The sequence below is a fragment of the Allobosea sp. GW822-FHT03F07 genome (assembly GCF_058801345.1).
This window is the reverse complement of the sequence record NZ_JBXAND010000005.1, coordinates 307,557-324,643: the sequence shown is the minus strand read 5'-3', so window position 1 is coordinate 324,643 and position 17,087 is coordinate 307,557. Positions and strand designations below refer to the sequence as shown.

The following is a 17,087-nucleotide window of genomic DNA, read 5'->3' as shown; positions in this document are numbered from 1 at the left end:
CCGCACGGGGGTGGGCAGGCCGAGTGCGCTGGCGGACAGCGGTTCAGTCGGCCTCGGCGACTTCGCCGCCGGCAGGCTGGAAGGCGGAAGCCGAGACAGGGGCGACGCTGCCTGGAATCCGCGCGACGGCGGGCGCGGCGGGGCGATCCGGGCCGGGGCTCGGCTGCGGCGGCACGCCCTTCTGCTTGTCCCAGCGGCGTGTGCCGATGTCGAACTCGCCCGTGCGCCAGCCGGTGAACTCGCCGTCATTGCCGAAGAAGGCGTTGCGGTCGACATCGCCTTTGATGCCGGGGATGCGGCCGGTCGTGGTGAACTGCCAGAAGGCCCAGGGGCGGTTGGCGTAGCGCGTCTCGGGCAGGGCGGCGGTCGAGCGGATCCAGTAGGGATAGTTGTTGAACTGGCCCTCGAGCACATCCTTGTGGAAGGTGATGTCGGTGTAGATCACCGGCTTCTTCCCGGTGAGCTGCTCGAGCTCGGTCAACATGAGCTGGATTTTTTCCAGCGCCAGCCCACGGTCGATCTTCTGCGGGCAACTGCGCGAATGCCCATTCCATTCGACGTCGAGCACCGGCGGCAGCGCGTCGGGATCGTTAGGGATGTGCTGCTTGAACCAGACCGCCTGCTCATGGGCCGGGCGGCACCAGTAGACGAAATGATAGGCGCCGCGCGGGATGCCGGCGCGGCGCGCGCCCTCCCAGTTGCGCAGGAAGGCGGGGTCGACATGGTCGCCGCCCTCGGTCGCCTTCATGTAGACGAAGCGGGTTCCGGCGCCCTTCACGGCGGTCCAGTCGATCTCGCCCTGCCAGCGCGAGATGTCGATGCCGTGGATCGGATAGCGATGCGCCTCGGCGACGCCGGGGTGAGGGCGCGCATCGCCCTTGGCCGGGTAATGCCCTTCCATGGCCACGCAGCCGCCGAGAGCGGCGATCGCGACGGCGAGCGCAAGGGGGGCCAAGGATGAGGTTTGCATGCGGCGGGGGTTCATCTGCCGCAAGATTGAGGAGAAAGCTTGACGCGGGGTTTACGTTACCCGCTTTCCCCGCGCCGTCAGCCCGGTGGCCGGCCCTCAGCTCAGCCGCAGCAGCAGCGTCGCGATGCCGAGGAAGGAGAAGAAGCCGATCACGTCCGTGATCGTGGTGACGAAGGTTCCCGATGAGATCGCCGGGTCGATGCCGGCCTTGTCGAGCGCCAGCGGCACCGCGACGCCGGCCAGCGCGGCAACGATGAGGGTGATCACCATCGCCAGGCTGATCACCATGCCGAGCTTGATGTTGGCGAACCAGATCGCGGCGACGATTCCCGTGATCGCCGCGAAGGCGACGCCGTTCAGCAGGCCGACGATCATCTCGCGGCGGAAGAAGCGGCCCATGTTCCAGCTGCCGAGGTCGCCGGTGCCGAGCGCGCGCACGGCGACCGTCATCGTCTGCGTTGCGGCGTTGCCGCCCTGGCTCGCGACGATCGGGGCGAGCACGGCGAGCGCGACGAGCTTCGAGAGCTGCGCCTCGAACATCGCCATCACGGAGGCGCTGACGAAGGCGGCGACGAGGCTGATGAAGCGCCAGCGGAAGCGTCCGAGCGCGACCTCGCGCACCGAATCCGACAATTCTTCGTCGGCATGCACGCCGCCGAGCTGCTTGACGTCATCATCGGCCGCTTCCTCGATCACGTCGACGATGTCGTCGATGGTGATCACGCCGACGAGCCGGCCGGCATCGTCGATGACCGGGGCGGCGATGAGATTGTAGCGCTGGAACAGCCGGGCGACATCCTCGATGTCGTCCTTCGCCTTCACGGCGCGGCTGTCTTCGTCGACGAGTTCCGCGACGGGGACCGGGCGCCTGGTGCGCAGCAGCCGGTCGAGCCGGACGGTTCCGACGAAATGATGCGCGGGGTCGGCGACGAAGATCTCGAAGAAGCGCTCCGGCATGTCGGCCGCCTCGCGCAGATAGTCGATGGTCTGGCCGACCGTCCAGAACGCCGGCACGGCGACGACCTCGCTCTGCATGCGCCGGCCGGCGCTGTCCTCGGGATAATCGAGGCCCTGCTGCAGGACGATGCGCTCGGCGGGAGGGAGCTTGTCGAGCACCTCCTGCTTGTCGGCCTCGTCGAGGTCCTCGAGGATGTAGACGGCGTCGTCGGTGTCGAGGTCTCGCACGCCCTCGGCCACCGTCTCGGGCGAAAGCTCCTCCAGAATTTCCTCTCGGATCGCATCGTCAACTTCGGTCAGCGCCGTGAAGTCGAAGTCACTGCCCAGCAGCGAGATCAGCTTTGGCCGCTCCTCCGGGTCGAGCGCTTCGAGCAGGGCGCCGAGATCGGCCTCGTGCATGTCGGCGACGATGTCGCGCAGCGTCGTCAGGTCGGAGAGCAGCAGTGCCTGCGAGACCTGTTCGACCAGGCCGGCGTCGATCGCCCCCTCCTCGTCGCGGATCGGGCGCTCGAGCGTGTCTTCGGGAGCTTTGTGCGTGTCCGTCATCGGCCCGCTCCGCGATACGCGATTCGAAGGAGGTGGATTCGGCGAGGTGCCAGCAGCCCTTGTGTCAGCGGCCTGCCACTGTTGCAACGCGGCAAGACGCTTTAGCGGCGCAAACCGGTGTGCTGAGAAACTGGAGGCGCCAGAAACGCGAACGGCGATCCTTGCGGATCGCCGTTCGCCGGGCTGGTGCCCTCAATCTGGTGCGGTCAAGAGGACTCGAACCTCCACGGGTCTCCCCGCTACCACCTCAAGGTAGTGCGTCTACCAATTCCGCCATGACCGCGGCGTCTCGAAGGTCCCTGCGCGATGGCGGAGAACTCCGGAGCGGCGCGGGTCTAGCAAATCGAATCCGTCGCCACAAGGGCCTTGCAGAGGACTTGCGCAGGAAAAGGCGATCAGGCCGCCGCGGCGACGCTCTGGAGCGTGTAGACCGTCGGGCGTTTCAGCATCTGGGTGATCTCGACGGCGATCTTCGAGCCGTTGACGACGACGATTCCCTTGGCGAAGGGGTGGTTGTTGGCGAGAATCTGGACTTCGTCGGTCTCGCTGGCGTTGAGCTCGATGATCGCGCCGCGGCCCATGCGCAGCAGCTTGTAGATCGGCATCCGGGCGGAGCCGAGAACGACCGTCAGTTCGACGGGTACGATATCGAGATCGGCCTTCAAGTCCTGCCTCCGAAACCCTACTTCAGAATTCCACCAACGAAACTTGCCTGATTCCCCGTCAGGGGGCATGAGGCTGACCGCCGCTTCGATCCCGAGGTTGGGCGCAACAGGGTTAATGCGCAGTGAAGACGCGCGAGGCGCTTGCCGAAACTTTCCTTGCCGAGCCCGGCTCGGCGCCGGTCGAATGGGTCGTGGCCGATGGGCTCGTCGGCTATGACGACGCCGTCGCCGAGATGGAAATGCGCGCCGGGCTGATCGCCGACGGGCTCGCGCGCGAGCGGGTCTGGCTGGTCGAGCACCCGCCGCTCTATACGGCCGGTACCTCGGCGAAGGATGAGGACCTGATCGCGCCGGAGCGCTTCCCGGTGCATCGCAGCGGGCGGGGCGGGCAGTTCACCTATCACGGGCCGGGCCAGCGCGTGGCCTATGTCATGCTCGACCTGAAGCGGCGCCAGCCCGACCTCCGGCGTTTCGTGGCGGCGCTCGAATCCTGGCTCATCGCGACGCTGGACGGCTTCAACATCCGCGGCGAGCGCCGCGAGGACCGCGTCGGCGTCTGGGTCCGCCGGCCGGAGAAGGCGGAAGGCGCCGAGGACAAGATCGCCGCGATCGGCATCCGCGTCAGGCGCTGGGTCTCGTTCCACGGCATCTCGCTCAATGTCGAGCCGGAGCTGTCGCATTTCGACGGCATCGTGCCCTGCGGCGTCAGCGACCACGGCGTCACCTCGCTGGTCGATCTCGGCCTGCCGCTGACGATGGCGGATGTCGATTCAGTGCTGCGCGCCGAGTTCGAGAACATCTTCGGGCCGACGATTTGACGTCGGCACATGGGCACGGTCCATCCTAGGGCAGGAAGTTCTTGATCACCACGAAGACCTCCTGCGTCTTCGACTTGTTCAAGAGTTTCCCGCCCGAGAAAGTGAACGCCTTCCGATCGATTTCGCCCGGTGCGGTGCCGACATTGCCGCCGATCGTGTCGATTGATTTCTTGTCGACCGCAACGACGATGTCAGCGTGGCTGAAGTAGTCCGCGTGAGTCATCGCCCAGTCATAATCGATCGGTGGCTTGCCGGCGCGGTTCATGCCGACGATGTCGCCAGGTTCGATCGTTACATCCGAGACGCGATAGCCCCAGAAGGCGGACGGCTTCTTGATCGCTTTGTCGTTGATCGTCCGGTAGAAATAGACCGAATGCTGTGTGCTGTAGGGGAAGGTCGTGTTCGCGCCGGCCAGGTTGACCATGTAGGACACGAAAGCCGCCGACCACGGCACCTCATGGTCGCTGCCGTCGAGGTCCGGGCGCTTGAGGAAATCCCAATAGACGCCGATGCGTTCCTTCAGCGGCGAAACGTGCTCGGCCATCCCCCCGAAGGCAGCGAATTCCGCTTCGGTCTTCGCGACCAGCTTGCTGCTGAACATTCCCATGGCAGTCCCCTATGCCGCGCGGCAGGCGCCTCTGCACGCCACGGCGCAATTGCAACTATAGGTTGATGTTCTTGTATGTCAATCTCATAGATTGCGATGCGTTGGGGGCCGGATAGGCGCGAGCATGGAGCCATGGCACCGTGATCGGCCGGTTTACCTCTCGTTGACCAAGCTCGCCCATCCTCCCGTCCGGACAGACGGAGAGGAAAGGGACGACATGACGAAATTCATGCTCGCGGCCGTGATCACGGCGTGTCTTGCGGCCTGCACCAACACCGAGACGCGGATCGCCGGTGCGGCGGCCGGGGCGGGGGCAGGGGCGATCGTGCTCGGACCGATCGGTGCGGTCGCCGGCGGCGCGATCGGGGCGGTGGCCGGACCGACCGTGACCGGCTCGGTCAGCAAGGTGCAGGAATAGCGCGCGGCTGTAACACGCGGCGACGGCATGGGGGATTTCCGCTCTCGGCTCTGAGCATCCGCGCCGGTTGGCGTTTGCCGCGCGGCGCGCCATAACCCGGTGAAGAAAACACCGCCTGGGAGCGCGCCGTGCCGATCATCGAGAGCAAGGTCGATCTGAATTCGGCCGAGACGCGTGCCAACGCCGCGGCCTGGGCCGAGTTGCGTTCGGAATTGCAGGAGCGGCGTGCGGCCGCGGCGCTCGGCGGCAACGCGAAATCGCGCGAGCGCCACACGGCGCGCGGCAAATTGCTGCCGCGCGAGCGCGTGCTGCGCCTGCTCGATCCGGGCTCGGCATTCCTCGAGATCGGCTCGCTCGCCGCTTTCGGCATGTATGAGGGCGACGTCCATGGCGCCGGCATGATCGCGGGCATCGGCCGCGTCGCCGGGCGCGAGGTGATGGTCGTCTGCAACGACGCCACCATCAAGGGCGGCACCTATTACCCGATGACGGTGAAGAAGCATCTGCGGGCGCAGGAGATCGCGCGCGAGAACCGCCTGCCTTGCGTCTATCTCGTCGATTCCGGCGGCGCGAACCTGCCGCACCAGACCGAGGTCTTCCCCGATCGCGAGCATTTCGGCCGGATTTTCTACAACCAGGCGACGCTCTCCGCGGAAGGCATCCCGCAGATCGCCGTCGTGATGGGCTCCTGCACGGCCGGCGGCGCCTATGTGCCGGCGATGTCGGACGAGACGGTGATCGTCAGGAAGCAGGGCACGATCTTCCTCGGCGGCCCGCCGCTGGTGAAGGCCGCGACCGGCGAGGTCGTCTCGGCCGAGGATCTCGGCGGCGCCGACGTCCATGCGCGGCTTTCCGGCGTCGCCGACCACTATGCCGGCGACGACACCCATGCGCTGGCGATCGCGCGCCGCATCGCCGCCAATCTCAACAGCGTCAAGCGGCCGGACATAGACATCGCCGAGGCCGTCGAACCGCTCTACGACCCGGCCGAACTCGAGGCGGTCGTGCCGACCGACCTGAAGAAGCAGTACGACATCCGCGAGGTCATCGCCCGGCTGGTCGACGGCTCCGAGTTCGACGAGTTCAAGAAGCTCTACGGCACGACGCTGATCACGGGCTTTGCCCGCATCCACGGCATTCCCGTCGGCGTCATCGCCAATAACGGCATCCTGTTTTCCGAAAGCGCGCTGAAGGGCGCGCATTTCATCGAACTCTGCTGCCAGCGCCGCATCCCGCTGCTGTTCCTGCAGAACATCACCGGCTTCATGGTCGGGCGCGATTTCGAGACCCGCGGCATCGCCAAGGACGGGGCGAAGCTCGTCACCGCCGTCGCCTCGGCCCGCGTGCCGAAGATCACCGTGCTCGTCGGCGGCTCCTTCGGCGCCGGCAATTACGGCATGTGCGGGCGGGCCTATTCACCGCGCTTCCTGTTCACCTGGCCGAACTCCCGCATCTCGGTGATGGGCGGCGAGCAGGCGTCGAGCGTGCTCGCCACCGTCCGCCGCGACAATATCGAGGCGGACGGCAAGAGCTGGTCGGGCGAGGAGGAAGAGGCCTTCAAGGCGCCGATCCGCGAGCGCTACGAGCAGGAGGGCTCGCCCTACTACGCCACCGCCCGGCTCTGGGACGACGGCATCATCCTGCCCTCCGAGACGCGCCGCGTGCTGGCGCTGGCCTTCTCGGCCTGCCTCAACGCCGAGGTGCCGGAGACGAAGTTCGGCGTGTTCAGGATGTGAGGCGCTCCCCTTCTCCCCCTGTGGGGGAGAAGGGCCGCGCACGTCGCGCGCGCCGTGGCGCCAAGCAGGCAAGTCTAAGCAGCCTGCGAACATTTGGCTGCATGCTCCGGCGATTTTACAATTTCGGGCCGCGCTTATACGGCTTGGCAGTTTGAGACCTGCCCGCCTCAGCGCCAGTTTACCGCGAACGCCGCTACGGGATTCGCGAAGCCCTTCAAGGCCTTATGGCCGAGATAAACGAGCGGGAACTGGTTCAACACCAACTCTGATACGGCTTCCGACACGACGATGGTGTCGGGCTCCGCCGCGTGGCACAGGCGGGCCGCCTTCTGAACTGTCGTTCCGAACAGGTCGTTGCTGTCTGCAACAGGTTCGCCTGCATCCAACCCGATCCGCACCCGCAGCTTCTCCTTGCTCGCGAGGTTGAAGGCGTCAAAGGACTGCTGAATTGCTCGGGCACAACCCACCGCTGCAGCGACTTCATGGAAGGAGGCCATGATCCCATCCCCGGTGTGCTTGACCTCGCGTCCCCCCTTGTCGTTGAGGGCGCGGCGTACCAGGGAATCATGGGCTCTGGTCATCTCAACTGCCCTGAGATCGCCTAACCTCGCGGTCATGCCGGTCGAGTCGACGATGTCGGTGAACATGACCGTGCGAAGGGCCGGATCGAACGTTGCATGAGGGCTGTCGCCTTTTGGAGCCGGATCCGAGACGCGACCGAGAAAGGCTTCGACTGCGGAAATATCGACCTCGATGACATCTTTGGCCACATCTCCGTGGGCCTCGTCATGCACCCGCATTGCCGCGTGGATGTCAGGCGCGTCTATGAGGCAAAAGCCTGTGCCCCTCGATTCGTCGAACCAATAAGTCAGAAACCGTACGCCGTAACGCTCCTGCACCTCCAAGTCCTGGCGATGGGCCTCGGCGATATCGGCTGCGGTGAGACCTTTCAGGTCATGCCGATCAAGAAAAATGGGCATCTTTCTCTCCGTCTCGACACTCCGGCCAAAGGCGAGAATTGAGCCCCCGCACCGTCAATACACGAAATCTGATTCGTAAGCTCGTGCTCTTTGTCGGCTGACAATGATCAGGCCGTTCTCGATTGTCGGCTCAGCGCCTTCCGATGGATCCCGGATCGGCGCCGCTGCGCGGCTTGTCCGGGATGACGCGGTGGTTCCGGAGGGGAGGCGGAGTGCCGCCCACTACCCCAACGCAAACGCCTCATGCACGGCGCTCTGCACGCCGCCGCCCATGATCGGGCCGCCGCCGGCGACATGGATGGCGTCGCCGACCAGTGCCGCGCCCAGCCCGTGACGAGGCGTCAGCATCGGGGCGTATTGCTCCCAGCCGTCGCTGGCGGGGTCATAGGCTTCCATCTGGCCGAAGACGCGGTTGGTGCCTTCGCCGCCCATGACGAAGACCTTGCCGCGATAGAGCACCGCGCCATGGCCGGAGCGGGCGGTCGGCAGCGGGTTGCGCGGCGCCCATTTGTCGGTCGCCGGATCATAGGCGTGGTGCAGGTTCGAGTTGGTGTGGAATGAGTCGACGCGGCCGCCGATGACATGGATCAGGTTGCCGATCGGCAGCGTGCCGGTGTGGTCGCGCGCGGTCGGCATCGGCGTGCGCTCGCCCCATCTGTCGGTCTTCGGATCGTAGACGAGGTGCCAGTCGACCGAGCGCTTGGTCTCGGTGGTCTCGCCGATCGCGCCGCCGATGACATGCAGCACGCTGTTCAGGCTGACCACGGCGGCCGAGCCGACCGGGCGGGGCAGGGCGGCGATCTCGCTCCAGCGATCCGCCTTCGGGTCCCAGGTGAAGCAGCGCGGATGCGGCTTGCGGTTCTGCTCGGTGAAGCCGCCGATGGCGCAGAGCCTGCCGTCGAGAAAGGCGACGCCGACATGGTTGGCGCCGAGCGGCAGCGGGGCGGCATCGGTCCAGCGGTCCGCCTTCGGATCGTAGACATGGTGATAGGGCCGGTCGACGCGCTGCTCGGCATAGCCGCCGACGATGTGCATGCGGTCCTCATAGGCGGTCGCCCAGGCCATCTCCGAGCGCGGCATGGGCAAGAGCGCCTTTGCGCTCCAGCGGCCGGGATTGGCCGCCTTCGGGGCGGGTGAATCGAAGACGTTCTGGCTCGCCGCGAGTTCGGGCTTGGGGATGCGGCCGGGCTGGTTCAGGCGCTCGTAGTGGCCGCCATGGTGCTCGTGGCCGGGCTGCTGGGCGAGAGCGGGCGCGGCGAGGGCGGCGCCCGCGGTGGCGAGCACGCTGCGGCGGGTGAGCTCGGTCATGTCCTTCCTCCCTTTGCGGCCGAGACTATGGGCGCGCGGCGGCTTGGCAAATCACGGATCTGGCAGATCACGGACCCGGCCTGGGCCGCGCGCGGCGGCAGCGCGGGGAAATCGGGGAGTGGCTGCACGAAAGCCTGTTCCGTGGGCGCGGCGCGCTGCTATGGTCGTGACCCGCCGATTGAAACGGTTGAACCGACAAGAAACCCCGAGGATACGCCATGCCTGCGCACAACAAGGTCGCCATCATCACCGGAGCCGGATCGGGCGTCGGGCGGGCCGTGGCGCTCGCCTTCCTGAAGGACGGCTACCGCACCGTGCTGGCAGGGCGCCGCGCGGACGCGCTGGAGGAGACGATCGCGCTGTCGGGCGTGCCGGCCGCGCAGGCGCTCGCCGTCTCCACCGACGTCACCGACAAGGCCTCGGTCGCGAACCTCTTCGCCAAGACGAAGGAAGCCTTCGGCCGGGTCGACGTGCTGTTCAACAATGCCGGAGTCAATGCGCCGGGCGGCATCATGCTGGAGGACCTCTCGCTGGAGGATTGGCAGAAGGTCGTCGACACCAACCTGACCGGGCCGTTCATGTGCACGCAGGAGGCCTTCAAGGCGATGCGGGACCAGCAGCCGCAGGGCGGGCGCATCATCAACAACGGCTCGATCTCGGCCCATGCGCCGCGGCCGAACTCGGTGGCCTATACCGCGACCAAGCACGCCATCACCGGCCTGACCAAGACCGCCTCGCTGGACGGGCGCAAATACGGCATCGCGGTCGGCCAGGTCGATATCGGCAATGCGCTGACCGAAATGGCCCGCAAGATGACGACCGGCGTGCCGCAGGCGGACGGTTCGATCAAGGTCGAGGCGGTGATGGATGTCGACAACGTCGCGACGACGGTGCTGCACATGGCGAGCCTGCCGCCGGAGGCGAACGTGCTGTTCGTCACGGTGATGGCGACGAACGCGCCGTTTGTTGGCCGGGGGTGAAACCGACCTGCTTGTCATCCCGGGCGGAGCGAAGCGCAGACCCGGGATCCATGCCTGAAGCTGGATCGGCTATGTTCCGGCATGGATCCCGGATCGGCGCCGCTTCGCGGCTTGTCCGGGATGACGGCGTGGGGATGATCGATGCTTGAGTCAGGGGACGGCGGCGTTGGCGTAAGCGCGTCCGTCGCCCGCGCCTACACCCTCACCATCTGGGGCATCGCGCTCGGCATCCTCGTCTTCGCGATCGGCGTCGTCGTCTGGGCGCTGGCAGTCGGGAATGCGCAATTGTTCAAGGACGGCGTCGACTGGGTCTATGACGTCGCGCTCTACGGCATCGCGGCGCTGGTCTTCGGACGCGACGACCGGGCCGAGCGGCTGGCGGCGATGGCGATCGGTGCGGTCATGGCCGTGGCGGGGCTGCACACGCTCTACGATCTCGCCGCCAAGATCATCGCGCCGCGGCCGATCGAGGTCTGGGCGCTGGGCTTCTCGGCCGGCAGCGCGGTGGTCATCGCGATCGTGATCGTCGGCGTGCTCTGGCGCTTCAGAGCCGAGGACAATCCCGTCATCAAGGCGACCTGGCTCTCCTCGCGCAACGACGTGATCTCGACGACCGGCTTCGCCCTGCTCGGGCTTGCCGCGCGCGTCGCGCCGGTGCGCTGGCCGGAATATCTCTTCGACGTCTTCGTCGCCTGCCTCTGCTTCCAGGCGACATGGGCGATCTGGCGCTCGCTGCGCGGGAAGCCTGCCGATCCGCCTGTGCAGAACAAGGCCGCGACAGGGCAGGTGGCCGGGCTATAAAGGCGGCACGCCTTCCAAGGAAAGCCACCCATGTCGATCGTCGAGAAACTGCCCTCCATCCTGATCGCCAATCGCGGCGAGATCGCCTGCCGCGTCATCCGCACCGCCAGCCGGCTGGGCCTGCGCACCATCGCGGTCTATTCCGAGGCCGATGCGGACGCGCTGTTCGTGCAGATGGCGGACGAGGCCTATCTGATCGGCCCCGCCCCGGCACGCGAAAGCTATCTCGACGCCGACAAGATCCTCGCCGTGGCGAAGGAGGCCGGCGCCGCCTGCATCCATCCGGGCTATGGCTTCCTCTCCGAGAACGCCGACTTCGCCGAGGCTTGCGCGTCGGCCGGGATTGTCTTCGTCGGCCCCCCCGCCTCGGCGATCCGCGCGATGGGCTTGAAGGATGCCGCCAAGGGCTTGGTCGAAAAGGCGAATGTGCCGGTGGTGCCGGGCTATCACGGGGCCGAGCAGGGCGTCGAATTCCTTGGCCGTGAGGCCGAGCGCATCGGCTATCCCGTGCTGATCAAGGCGGTCGCGGGCGGCGGCGGCAAGGGCATGAAGAAGGTCGACCGCGCCGAGGATTTCGCGGATGCGCTGACAAGTGCCCAGCGCGAGGGCCAGAACGCCTTCGGCGATGCGCGCGTGCTGGTCGAGAAATATGTGCTCTCGCCGCGCCATGTCGAAATCCAGGTCTTCGGCGACAGCCACGGCAATGTCGTGCATCTCTACGAGCGCGACTGCTCGCTACAGCGCCGCCACCAGAAGGTGATCGAGGAAGCGCCGGCACCGGGCATGACGCCGGAGGTCCGCGCCGCGATGGGCAAGGCCGCGACCGAGGCCGCGAAGGCGGTCGGCTATGTCGGCGCGGGCACGGTCGAGTTCATCGCCGACGGGCGCGAGGGGCTCAAAAGCGACCGCTTCTACTTCATGGAGATGAACACGCGGCTGCAGGTCGAGCATCCGGTGACGGAGGCGATCACCGGACTCGATCTGGTCGAGCTGCAATTGAAGGTCGCGGCCGGCGAGCCGCTGGGCTTTACGCAGGCGGATGTCACCGCGACCGGTCATGCCGTCGAGGCCAGGCTTTATGCCGAGGATCCGGAGAAGGGTTTCCTGCCCTCGACCGGCAAGCTCTGGGCGCTGCAGTTCCCCGAGGGCGAGGGCATCCGCATCGATACCGGCGTCGAGGCCGGCGATACCGTGACGCCGTTCTACGATCCGATGATCGCCAAGGTGATCGCCCATGGCGCGACGCGGACTGAGGCGCTGGACCGCCTCGGCGCGGCGCTGGCGGAGACGGTGGTCGCCGGGCCGCGCACCAATCTCGCCTTCCTGAAGGCGCTTACCGAAGCCAAGGGCTTCCGCGAAGGCCCCTTCGACACCGGCTTCATCGAGCGCAACATCGAGGCGCTCGGAGCCGAGCCGCAGCCGCTCGACGCGGCGGCGGTCGCGGCGGCGGCGCTGCAGCTCGAGGAAGAGCGCCAGCTCGCCGGGCTGATGCTCGCGACCGAGCGCGTCGATGGCGAGCATCGCTCGCCCTGGTTCGACGCCGACGCTTTCTCCCTGATGCCGCGCCCGCCGCTGGGGCTGCCGCTTTCGGTCGATGGGGAGCGTGTCGAGGCGCGGATCGAATGGCATGAGGCAGGCGGGCGCGTCAGCCTGCCCGGCCATGAGATCGACGAGGGCGAGCACGAGATCGCGCTGGCTCAGGGCGAGGCCGGCATCCGGTTCGCGCTGCATCGCGGCCGGCAGACATCCGTGTCGCTGTTCGATCCCTTCGGCGTCGATCTCGATGCCGCGGCCGGCTCCGGCGGCATCGTCAAGGCGCCGATGCACGGCAAGCTGATCGCGCTCTTCGTTTCGGCCGGGGACGCCGTGGTGAAGGGTCAGAGGCTGGCCATCGTCGAGGCGATGAAGATGGAGCATGTGCTGACCGCCCCGCGCGACGGCATCGTCAGCGAGGTCGCGGGCGCGCCGGGGGTGCAGGTCGCGGAAGGTGCGAAGGTGGTGGTGCTGGGGGAATAATCGAAGCGGTGGAGTCGGTTGTGGGCGCTTCTTCCCAGGGCGATTAAGGTTTCGGCCCTTGCGTCATGGTCGGGCTTGTCCCGAGCATCCACGTCTCCCTTTGGCGAGTTCGGTGATCACGGCGTGGATGCTCGGGACAAGCCCGAGCATGACGGGGAGGGCGCAAATCTTCCGTTCTCCGGTGAGGGCAGAAGGGAATGGCCGCACTTCACAGCCGCCCGATCACCGGGAACTGCTCGACCTCGTAGACCTGCCCCGAGACCGGGCCGCTTTCCTCCGAGAGCCAGAAGGCGGCGTGGGCGGCGATCTCGTCGGGCTGCATGATCTTGCCGCTCGGCGCCTGCCGGAGCGGGACCTCGTTCTGCCACCCAGGCTTGCGCCCCTCGCGCTGCTGCGTCACGTCCTCGTTGGCGGTGAAGGTCCAGCCGACATTGAGCTGGTTGACGCGGATCAACTCGGGACCGAGCGCGTCGGCGAGGTTGCGCGTCATCGTCATCAGCGCGCCCTTCGACATGGAATAGACGGTGAGGTTACGTAAGCCGCACCAGGCGTTGAGCGAGCCGACGGTGACGATTGAACCGCCGGATGCCTGCTTGCGGAAGGCGCGGATCGCGGCCTCGGCGCAGAGCAGCGGGGCGCGGGTGTTCACGGCGAACATGTGGTCGAAGAATTCCGCGGTGGTCTCACCGATGACGCCGCGCGGATAGATGCCGGCATTGTTGACCAGGCCGTCGATGCGCCCGAAGGCCTGCACGGTCGCATCGACGATGGCCTGGGCCGTGGCGGGATCGGCGAGGTCGCCGGTCGCGCCTTGCGTGGCGGCGCCGAGTTCGCGGCAGGCGCCGTCGACCTCGGCGGGGTCGCGGCCATGGATCAGGACCTTCGCGCCCTCCGCGACGAGGCGCGTCGCCATTGCTAGGCCGATGCCGTTCGAGGAGCCGGTAACGAGGATGGCCTTGCCTGCAAGTCCGCGCATGGAGTGAATCTCCCGTTCGTTGCCCTTGAACTAAGCCATCGTGCCGCGACCGTCATCCCGGACAAGCGGCAAAGCCGCACCGATCCGGGATCCATCGTAGAGTGCAGTCCCCTACGATGGATCCCGGAGCTCCGCTTCGCTGCGTCCGGGATGACGACGGCGGTTGTTTCCCGCCCAGCGCAACTGTGGAGAAACGCCGCAGGCGCTGGTGGGGCTGCCCTCTCGGCATTAGGTTGCCCGCCATGCCTCTTCACCTGCTCAAGCTTTGCGTCGGCGCGGAATCGATCAGCGATCTCGAGGAATGGATCGATGAGCGGATGGCGCTCGAGCGCCGGCTGGGGCGGCCGGAGGAGCAGACGCACACCACTCGGATGGTGCCGAAGAAGATCGAGGAGATCCTCGACGGCGGCTCGCTCTACTGGGTGATAAAGGGCCAGATTTCAGCGCGCCAGCGCCTGACCGATATCCGCCCCTTCACCGATGGCGAGGGCATCGGCCGCTGTCATCTCGTGATGGAGCCGGTGGTCGTGCCGGTCGAGCCGCGGCCGTTTCGGCCCTTCCAGGGCTGGCGCTATCTGCAGGCCCAGGACGCGCCGCGCGACATCGACGGCCGCAGTGGCGATCTCGGCGAGATGCCGGAGGCGCTGCGGCGGGAACTGGCGGGGTTGGGGCTGCTATAGCTCGGTCTTCCAACCGCCGCGTCATTCCGGGCAAGTGCGGCGCAGACCCGGAATCTATCGGAGGGCACCGAACTCTACGATGGATTCCGGAGCGTCGCCGCTTCGCGGCTTGTCCGGAATGACGGCCAGGGTGGTATCAAGCATCTGCCTCACACCGCGATATTGTCGATCAGACGCGTGCCGCCGATACGCGCCGCGACCAGCAGGCGGATGGGGCCATCGGCCAGCGAGGTCACCGGCGCCAGCGTCTGGGCATGGCGCGCTTCCAGGTAGTCGAGTTCGAAGCCGGCGGTGATGATCTCGGTCTGCGCCTCGCTCACGGCCTGGAAGAGCGGGTCCTCGTTGCGGATGCGGACAGCGAGCGCCTGCATGACCTGGTGCAGCAGCGGCGCGAGCGCGCGATGCCCGGGCGAGAGGTAGCGGTTGCGCGAGGACATGGCGAGGCCGTCGGGCTCTCTGATGGTCGGCAGCGGCACGATCTCGATGCCGAGATCGAGATCGGCGACCATGCGCGTCACCACCTTCATCTGCTGATAGTCCTTCTCGCCGAAGACGGCGAGATCGGCGCGGCTCTGCGTGAAGAGCTTGCAGCAAATGGTCGCCACGCCTTCGAAGTGCGTCGGACGGAAGCGGTCGTCGAGGCCGACGGCCGCCGGCCCGAGCAGCAGGACGCGGGTCGCGAAGCCCGCCGGGTACATCTCCTCGACCGAGGGAAAGAAGACCGCGTCCGCGCCAGCCTCGACCAGCCTGGCGCAGTCGTCGTCGAAAGTGCGGGGGTATTTCTTGAAATCCTCATGTGGGGCGAACTGCGTCGGGTTGACGAAGATCGTGGTGATCACGCGCCGGGCATGGCGCTGCGCCTCCTTCACGAGCGCGATATGGCCCTCATGCAGCGCGCCCATCGTCGGCACGAGGCCGACCTTCTCGCCGGCTGCGTGCCAGCCAGCCACCGCGCCGCGCATCGCGGCCACCGTCTCGAACACCGCGATCCCGGTCATGGGCGTCACCTTCTCTCGTGTGCCCGTCGCCTCGCCGGCGCTCCTGCCGAAGAGTGCTGTGAAGCGGGGCGCATCCTCACGGCTGACGGGTAGCAAATGCTCGCAGAACCGCCAATATCATGCTGATGACTGACAAGACCGACAGGGCCATCGGCAAGGCAGCACGCGCGGGCGTCTCAACCAGCCGCTCGGCGCCGGGCGAGATCGACCGCTTCCTCGGCGCGGCCAAGCAACTCGCGCCGCTGGCGACGGGGCGGGCCGGCCGCCTCGTCTTCGCGCTCGACGCGACGATGAGCCGCCAGCCAACCTGGGATCTCGCTTGTTCGCTGCAGGGGCGGATGTTCGAGGTGGCTGCGACCAGCGGCGGGCTTGCCGTGCAGCTCGTCTATTTCCGTGGCCTGGGCGAATGCCGGGCCTCGGGCTGGGTCGGCGAGCCGCGTCGCCTGAACGGGCTGATGGCGGGAATCGCATGCCAGGGCGGCCAGACCCAGATCGCGCGAGTTCTGAAACATGTCCGCGACGAAGCGCGCTCCGTGCCGATCCGCGCCTTCGTGCTCGTCGGGGATGCGATGGAGGAGAGCGCCGACACGCTGGCCGCGCTCGCCGGCGAACTCGGCCTGCGCGGTATCCGCGGCTTCCTGTTCCAGGAGGGCGACGATCCAGCCGCGAGCGCTGCCTTCGCATCGATCGCGCGGCTGACCGGCGGGGCGCATGCGCGTTTCGACGTCAATGCGCCGCATTCGCTGCTCGAGCTGTTGCGGGGCGCCGCGGCCTATGCCGCCGGGGGGCGCGAGGCGATGCTGAAACTCGCCGGCACGAGCCCCGCCGTGCGCGGGCTGCTCGGTGCGATGGATGGAGGCCGTCGGTGACGCTGCTCTACGGCATCCTAGCCGTGCTGCTGTTCTGGTGGGTGTCGAAGCTCTTCGCCGGAGCCAATCCCAAGATTCTGGCCAGGGTGGTGAAGAGTGGCGGTGGCGTGCTGTCGCTCGGGGTCGCCGGGCTGCTGATGATGCGCGGTCGCATGGACATGGCGCTGTTCATGGGCGGTATCGGCGCATGGCTCCTGGGATGGAGCGCGACGGGGCCGGGCGGCATCCGCTTTCCCTGGGGGCAGGATGCCGGGGCGACGCCGGGCGCGCGGTCCAAGGTGACGTCCGCGCTGCTTTCGATGGAACTCGACCATGACAGCGGCGCGATGACCGGAACGGTCAGCGGCGGCAGCTTCGCCGGACGCAATCTCGACGATCTGTCGCTCGCCGAGATCGGCGTGCTGATGCGCGAATGCCTGGCGCAGGATCCGGAAGGGACCCGGCTGCTAGAGGCATATCTCGACCGCCGGTCGCCCGGCTGGCGTGAAGACGCTGATCGTCACCGCGACGCGGGGCAGGGCCGCGCGCCGGGCACGGGCGCGATGACGCATCAGGAGGCCTACGAGATCCTGGGGCTTCAGCCGGGGGCGGGCGAGGAGGCGATCCGCGAGGCCCATCGCGCCCTGATGAAGCGCATCCACCCGGACGCCGGGGGCACCAGCGGCCTTGCCGCTCGCGTCAACCAGGCCAAGGACGTCCTTCTGAAGTGAGGTGCCGGCCGGGAACAGGGAGGAGGTCTGAGACGTCATGTCGGCGTTCCTT

17 protein-coding genes and 1 tRNA gene are annotated in these 17,087 nt (G+C 67.2%); 9 read left to right on the top strand and 9 right to left on the bottom strand.

Annotated elements, in window-relative coordinates; genetic code table 11:
• Nucleotides 1-43: 43 nt before the first annotated feature.
• The 4 genes from AC1RMY_RS17135 to AC1RMY_RS17120 form a co-directional block, all read right to left on the bottom strand.
• Nucleotides 44-970 carry a glycoside hydrolase family 25 protein gene (locus AC1RMY_RS17135; RefSeq protein WP_492866514.1) on the bottom strand — a complete coding sequence of 309 codons (927 nt, stop codon included), beginning with the start codon at nt 968-970 and terminating at the stop codon, nt 44-46.
• A gap of 96 nt (nt 971-1,066) precedes the next feature.
• Nucleotides 1,067-2,473, bottom strand: coding sequence for a magnesium transporter (gene mgtE, locus AC1RMY_RS17130; RefSeq protein WP_492866512.1), 1,407 nt, complete (start codon nt 2,471-2,473; stop codon nt 1,067-1,069).
• A 198-nt stretch (nt 2,474-2,671) separates the two neighbouring features.
• A tRNA-Leu gene (locus AC1RMY_RS17125) sits at nt 2,672-2,756 on the bottom strand.
• Between the two features lie 112 nt (nt 2,757-2,868).
• Nucleotides 2,869-3,138, bottom strand: a complete 270-nt coding sequence (locus AC1RMY_RS17120; protein WP_492866510.1) for a FliM/FliN family flagellar motor switch protein — start codon at nt 3,136-3,138, stop codon at nt 2,869-2,871.
• Nucleotides 3,139-3,260: 122 nt separating this feature from the next.
• On the opposite strand from AC1RMY_RS17120, the gene lipB reads away from it, so the two are divergent.
• Nucleotides 3,261-3,956, top strand: a complete 696-nt coding sequence (lipB, locus tag AC1RMY_RS17115) for a lipoyl(octanoyl) transferase LipB (RefSeq protein ID WP_492866508.1) — start codon at nt 3,261-3,263, stop codon at nt 3,954-3,956.
• Between the two features lie 25 nt (nt 3,957-3,981).
• Here lipB and AC1RMY_RS17110 read toward each other — a convergent pair whose 3' ends face one another.
• Entirely contained in the window at nt 3,982-4,563 is a 582-nt protein-coding gene (locus AC1RMY_RS17110; RefSeq protein WP_492866506.1) for a DUF2272 domain-containing protein, read from the bottom strand.
• Between the two features lie 217 nt (nt 4,564-4,780).
• Here AC1RMY_RS17110 and AC1RMY_RS17105 point away from each other — a divergent pair, with 217 nt between their 5' ends.
• Together AC1RMY_RS17105 and AC1RMY_RS17100 are read left to right on the top strand one after the other, a co-directional pair.
• Nucleotides 4,781-4,981, top strand: a complete 201-nt coding sequence (locus tag AC1RMY_RS17105) for a hypothetical protein (RefSeq protein WP_492866504.1) — start codon at nt 4,781-4,783, stop codon at nt 4,979-4,981.
• Between the two features lie 128 nt (nt 4,982-5,109).
• Nucleotides 5,110-6,717 (top strand): carboxyl transferase domain-containing protein, encoded by a 1,608-nt coding sequence (locus tag AC1RMY_RS17100; protein WP_492866502.1) that lies wholly within the window; start codon nt 5,110-5,112, stop codon nt 6,715-6,717.
• A gap of 167 nt (nt 6,718-6,884) precedes the next feature.
• On the opposite strand, the gene AC1RMY_RS17095 is transcribed toward AC1RMY_RS17100, so the two are convergent.
• The gene (locus AC1RMY_RS17095) at nt 6,885-7,697 is read right to left on the bottom strand and encodes a nickel-binding protein (RefSeq protein WP_492866501.1); all 813 of its coding nucleotides are present in this window, start codon (nt 7,695-7,697) and stop codon (nt 6,885-6,887) included.
• Nucleotides 7,698-7,919: 222 nt separating this feature from the next.
• A complete protein-coding gene (locus AC1RMY_RS17090) occupies nt 7,920-9,005 on the bottom strand; it encodes a Kelch repeat-containing protein (RefSeq protein WP_492866499.1) in 1,086 nt (361 codons plus the stop codon).
• 218 nt (nt 9,006-9,223) lie between these two features.
• On the opposite strand from AC1RMY_RS17090, the gene AC1RMY_RS17085 reads away from it, so the two are divergent.
• The 3 genes from AC1RMY_RS17085 to AC1RMY_RS17075 all read left to right on the top strand — a co-directional run bounded on the left by AC1RMY_RS17085 (nt 9,224) and on the right by AC1RMY_RS17075 (nt 12,802).
• Nucleotides 9,224-9,985: an SDR family oxidoreductase gene (locus AC1RMY_RS17085; protein ID WP_492866498.1), complete on the top strand. Its 762-nt coding sequence runs from the start codon at nt 9,224-9,226 to the stop codon at nt 9,983-9,985.
• 141 nt (nt 9,986-10,126) lie between these two features.
• Nucleotides 10,127-10,786, top strand: a complete 660-nt coding sequence (locus AC1RMY_RS17080) for a cation efflux transmembrane domain-containing protein (RefSeq protein WP_492866496.1) — start codon at nt 10,127-10,129, stop codon at nt 10,784-10,786.
• 30 nt (nt 10,787-10,816) lie between these two features.
• Nucleotides 10,817-12,802: an acetyl/propionyl/methylcrotonyl-CoA carboxylase subunit alpha gene (locus AC1RMY_RS17075; RefSeq protein ID WP_492866495.1), complete on the top strand. Its 1,986-nt coding sequence runs from the start codon at nt 10,817-10,819 to the stop codon at nt 12,800-12,802.
• Nucleotides 12,803-13,010: 208 nt separating this feature from the next.
• Here AC1RMY_RS17075 and AC1RMY_RS17070 read toward each other — a convergent pair whose 3' ends face one another.
• A complete protein-coding gene (locus AC1RMY_RS17070) occupies nt 13,011-13,778 on the bottom strand; it encodes an SDR family NAD(P)-dependent oxidoreductase (protein ID WP_492866493.1) in 768 nt (255 codons plus the stop codon).
• A gap of 242 nt (nt 13,779-14,020) precedes the next feature.
• Here AC1RMY_RS17070 and AC1RMY_RS17065 point away from each other — a divergent pair, with 242 nt between their 5' ends.
• On the top strand, nt 14,021-14,458 hold the full coding sequence (locus AC1RMY_RS17065) for a DUF1489 family protein (protein ID WP_492866491.1): 438 nt from the start codon (nt 14,021-14,023) through the stop codon (nt 14,456-14,458).
• A gap of 149 nt (nt 14,459-14,607) precedes the next feature.
• Here the strand turns inward: AC1RMY_RS17065 and panC are convergent, their stop codons facing one another.
• Nucleotides 14,608-15,456: a pantoate--beta-alanine ligase gene (panC, locus tag AC1RMY_RS17060; RefSeq protein WP_492866489.1), complete on the bottom strand. Its 849-nt coding sequence runs from the start codon at nt 15,454-15,456 to the stop codon at nt 14,608-14,610.
• A gap of 119 nt (nt 15,457-15,575) precedes the next feature.
• On the opposite strand from panC, the gene AC1RMY_RS17055 reads away from it, so the two are divergent.
• Both AC1RMY_RS17055 and AC1RMY_RS17050 read left to right on the top strand, forming a co-directional pair.
• Nucleotides 15,576-16,325 carry a VWA domain-containing protein gene (locus AC1RMY_RS17055; RefSeq protein ID WP_492866487.1) on the top strand — a complete coding sequence of 250 codons (750 nt, stop codon included), beginning with the start codon at nt 15,576-15,578 and terminating at the stop codon, nt 16,323-16,325.
• Nucleotides 16,322-17,035 (top strand): DnaJ domain-containing protein, encoded by a 714-nt coding sequence (locus AC1RMY_RS17050; RefSeq protein ID WP_492866485.1) that lies wholly within the window; start codon nt 16,322-16,324, stop codon nt 17,033-17,035. The genes AC1RMY_RS17055 and AC1RMY_RS17050 overlap by 4 nt, the downstream gene beginning before the upstream one ends.
• Nucleotides 17,036-17,087: the final 52 nt, after the last annotated feature.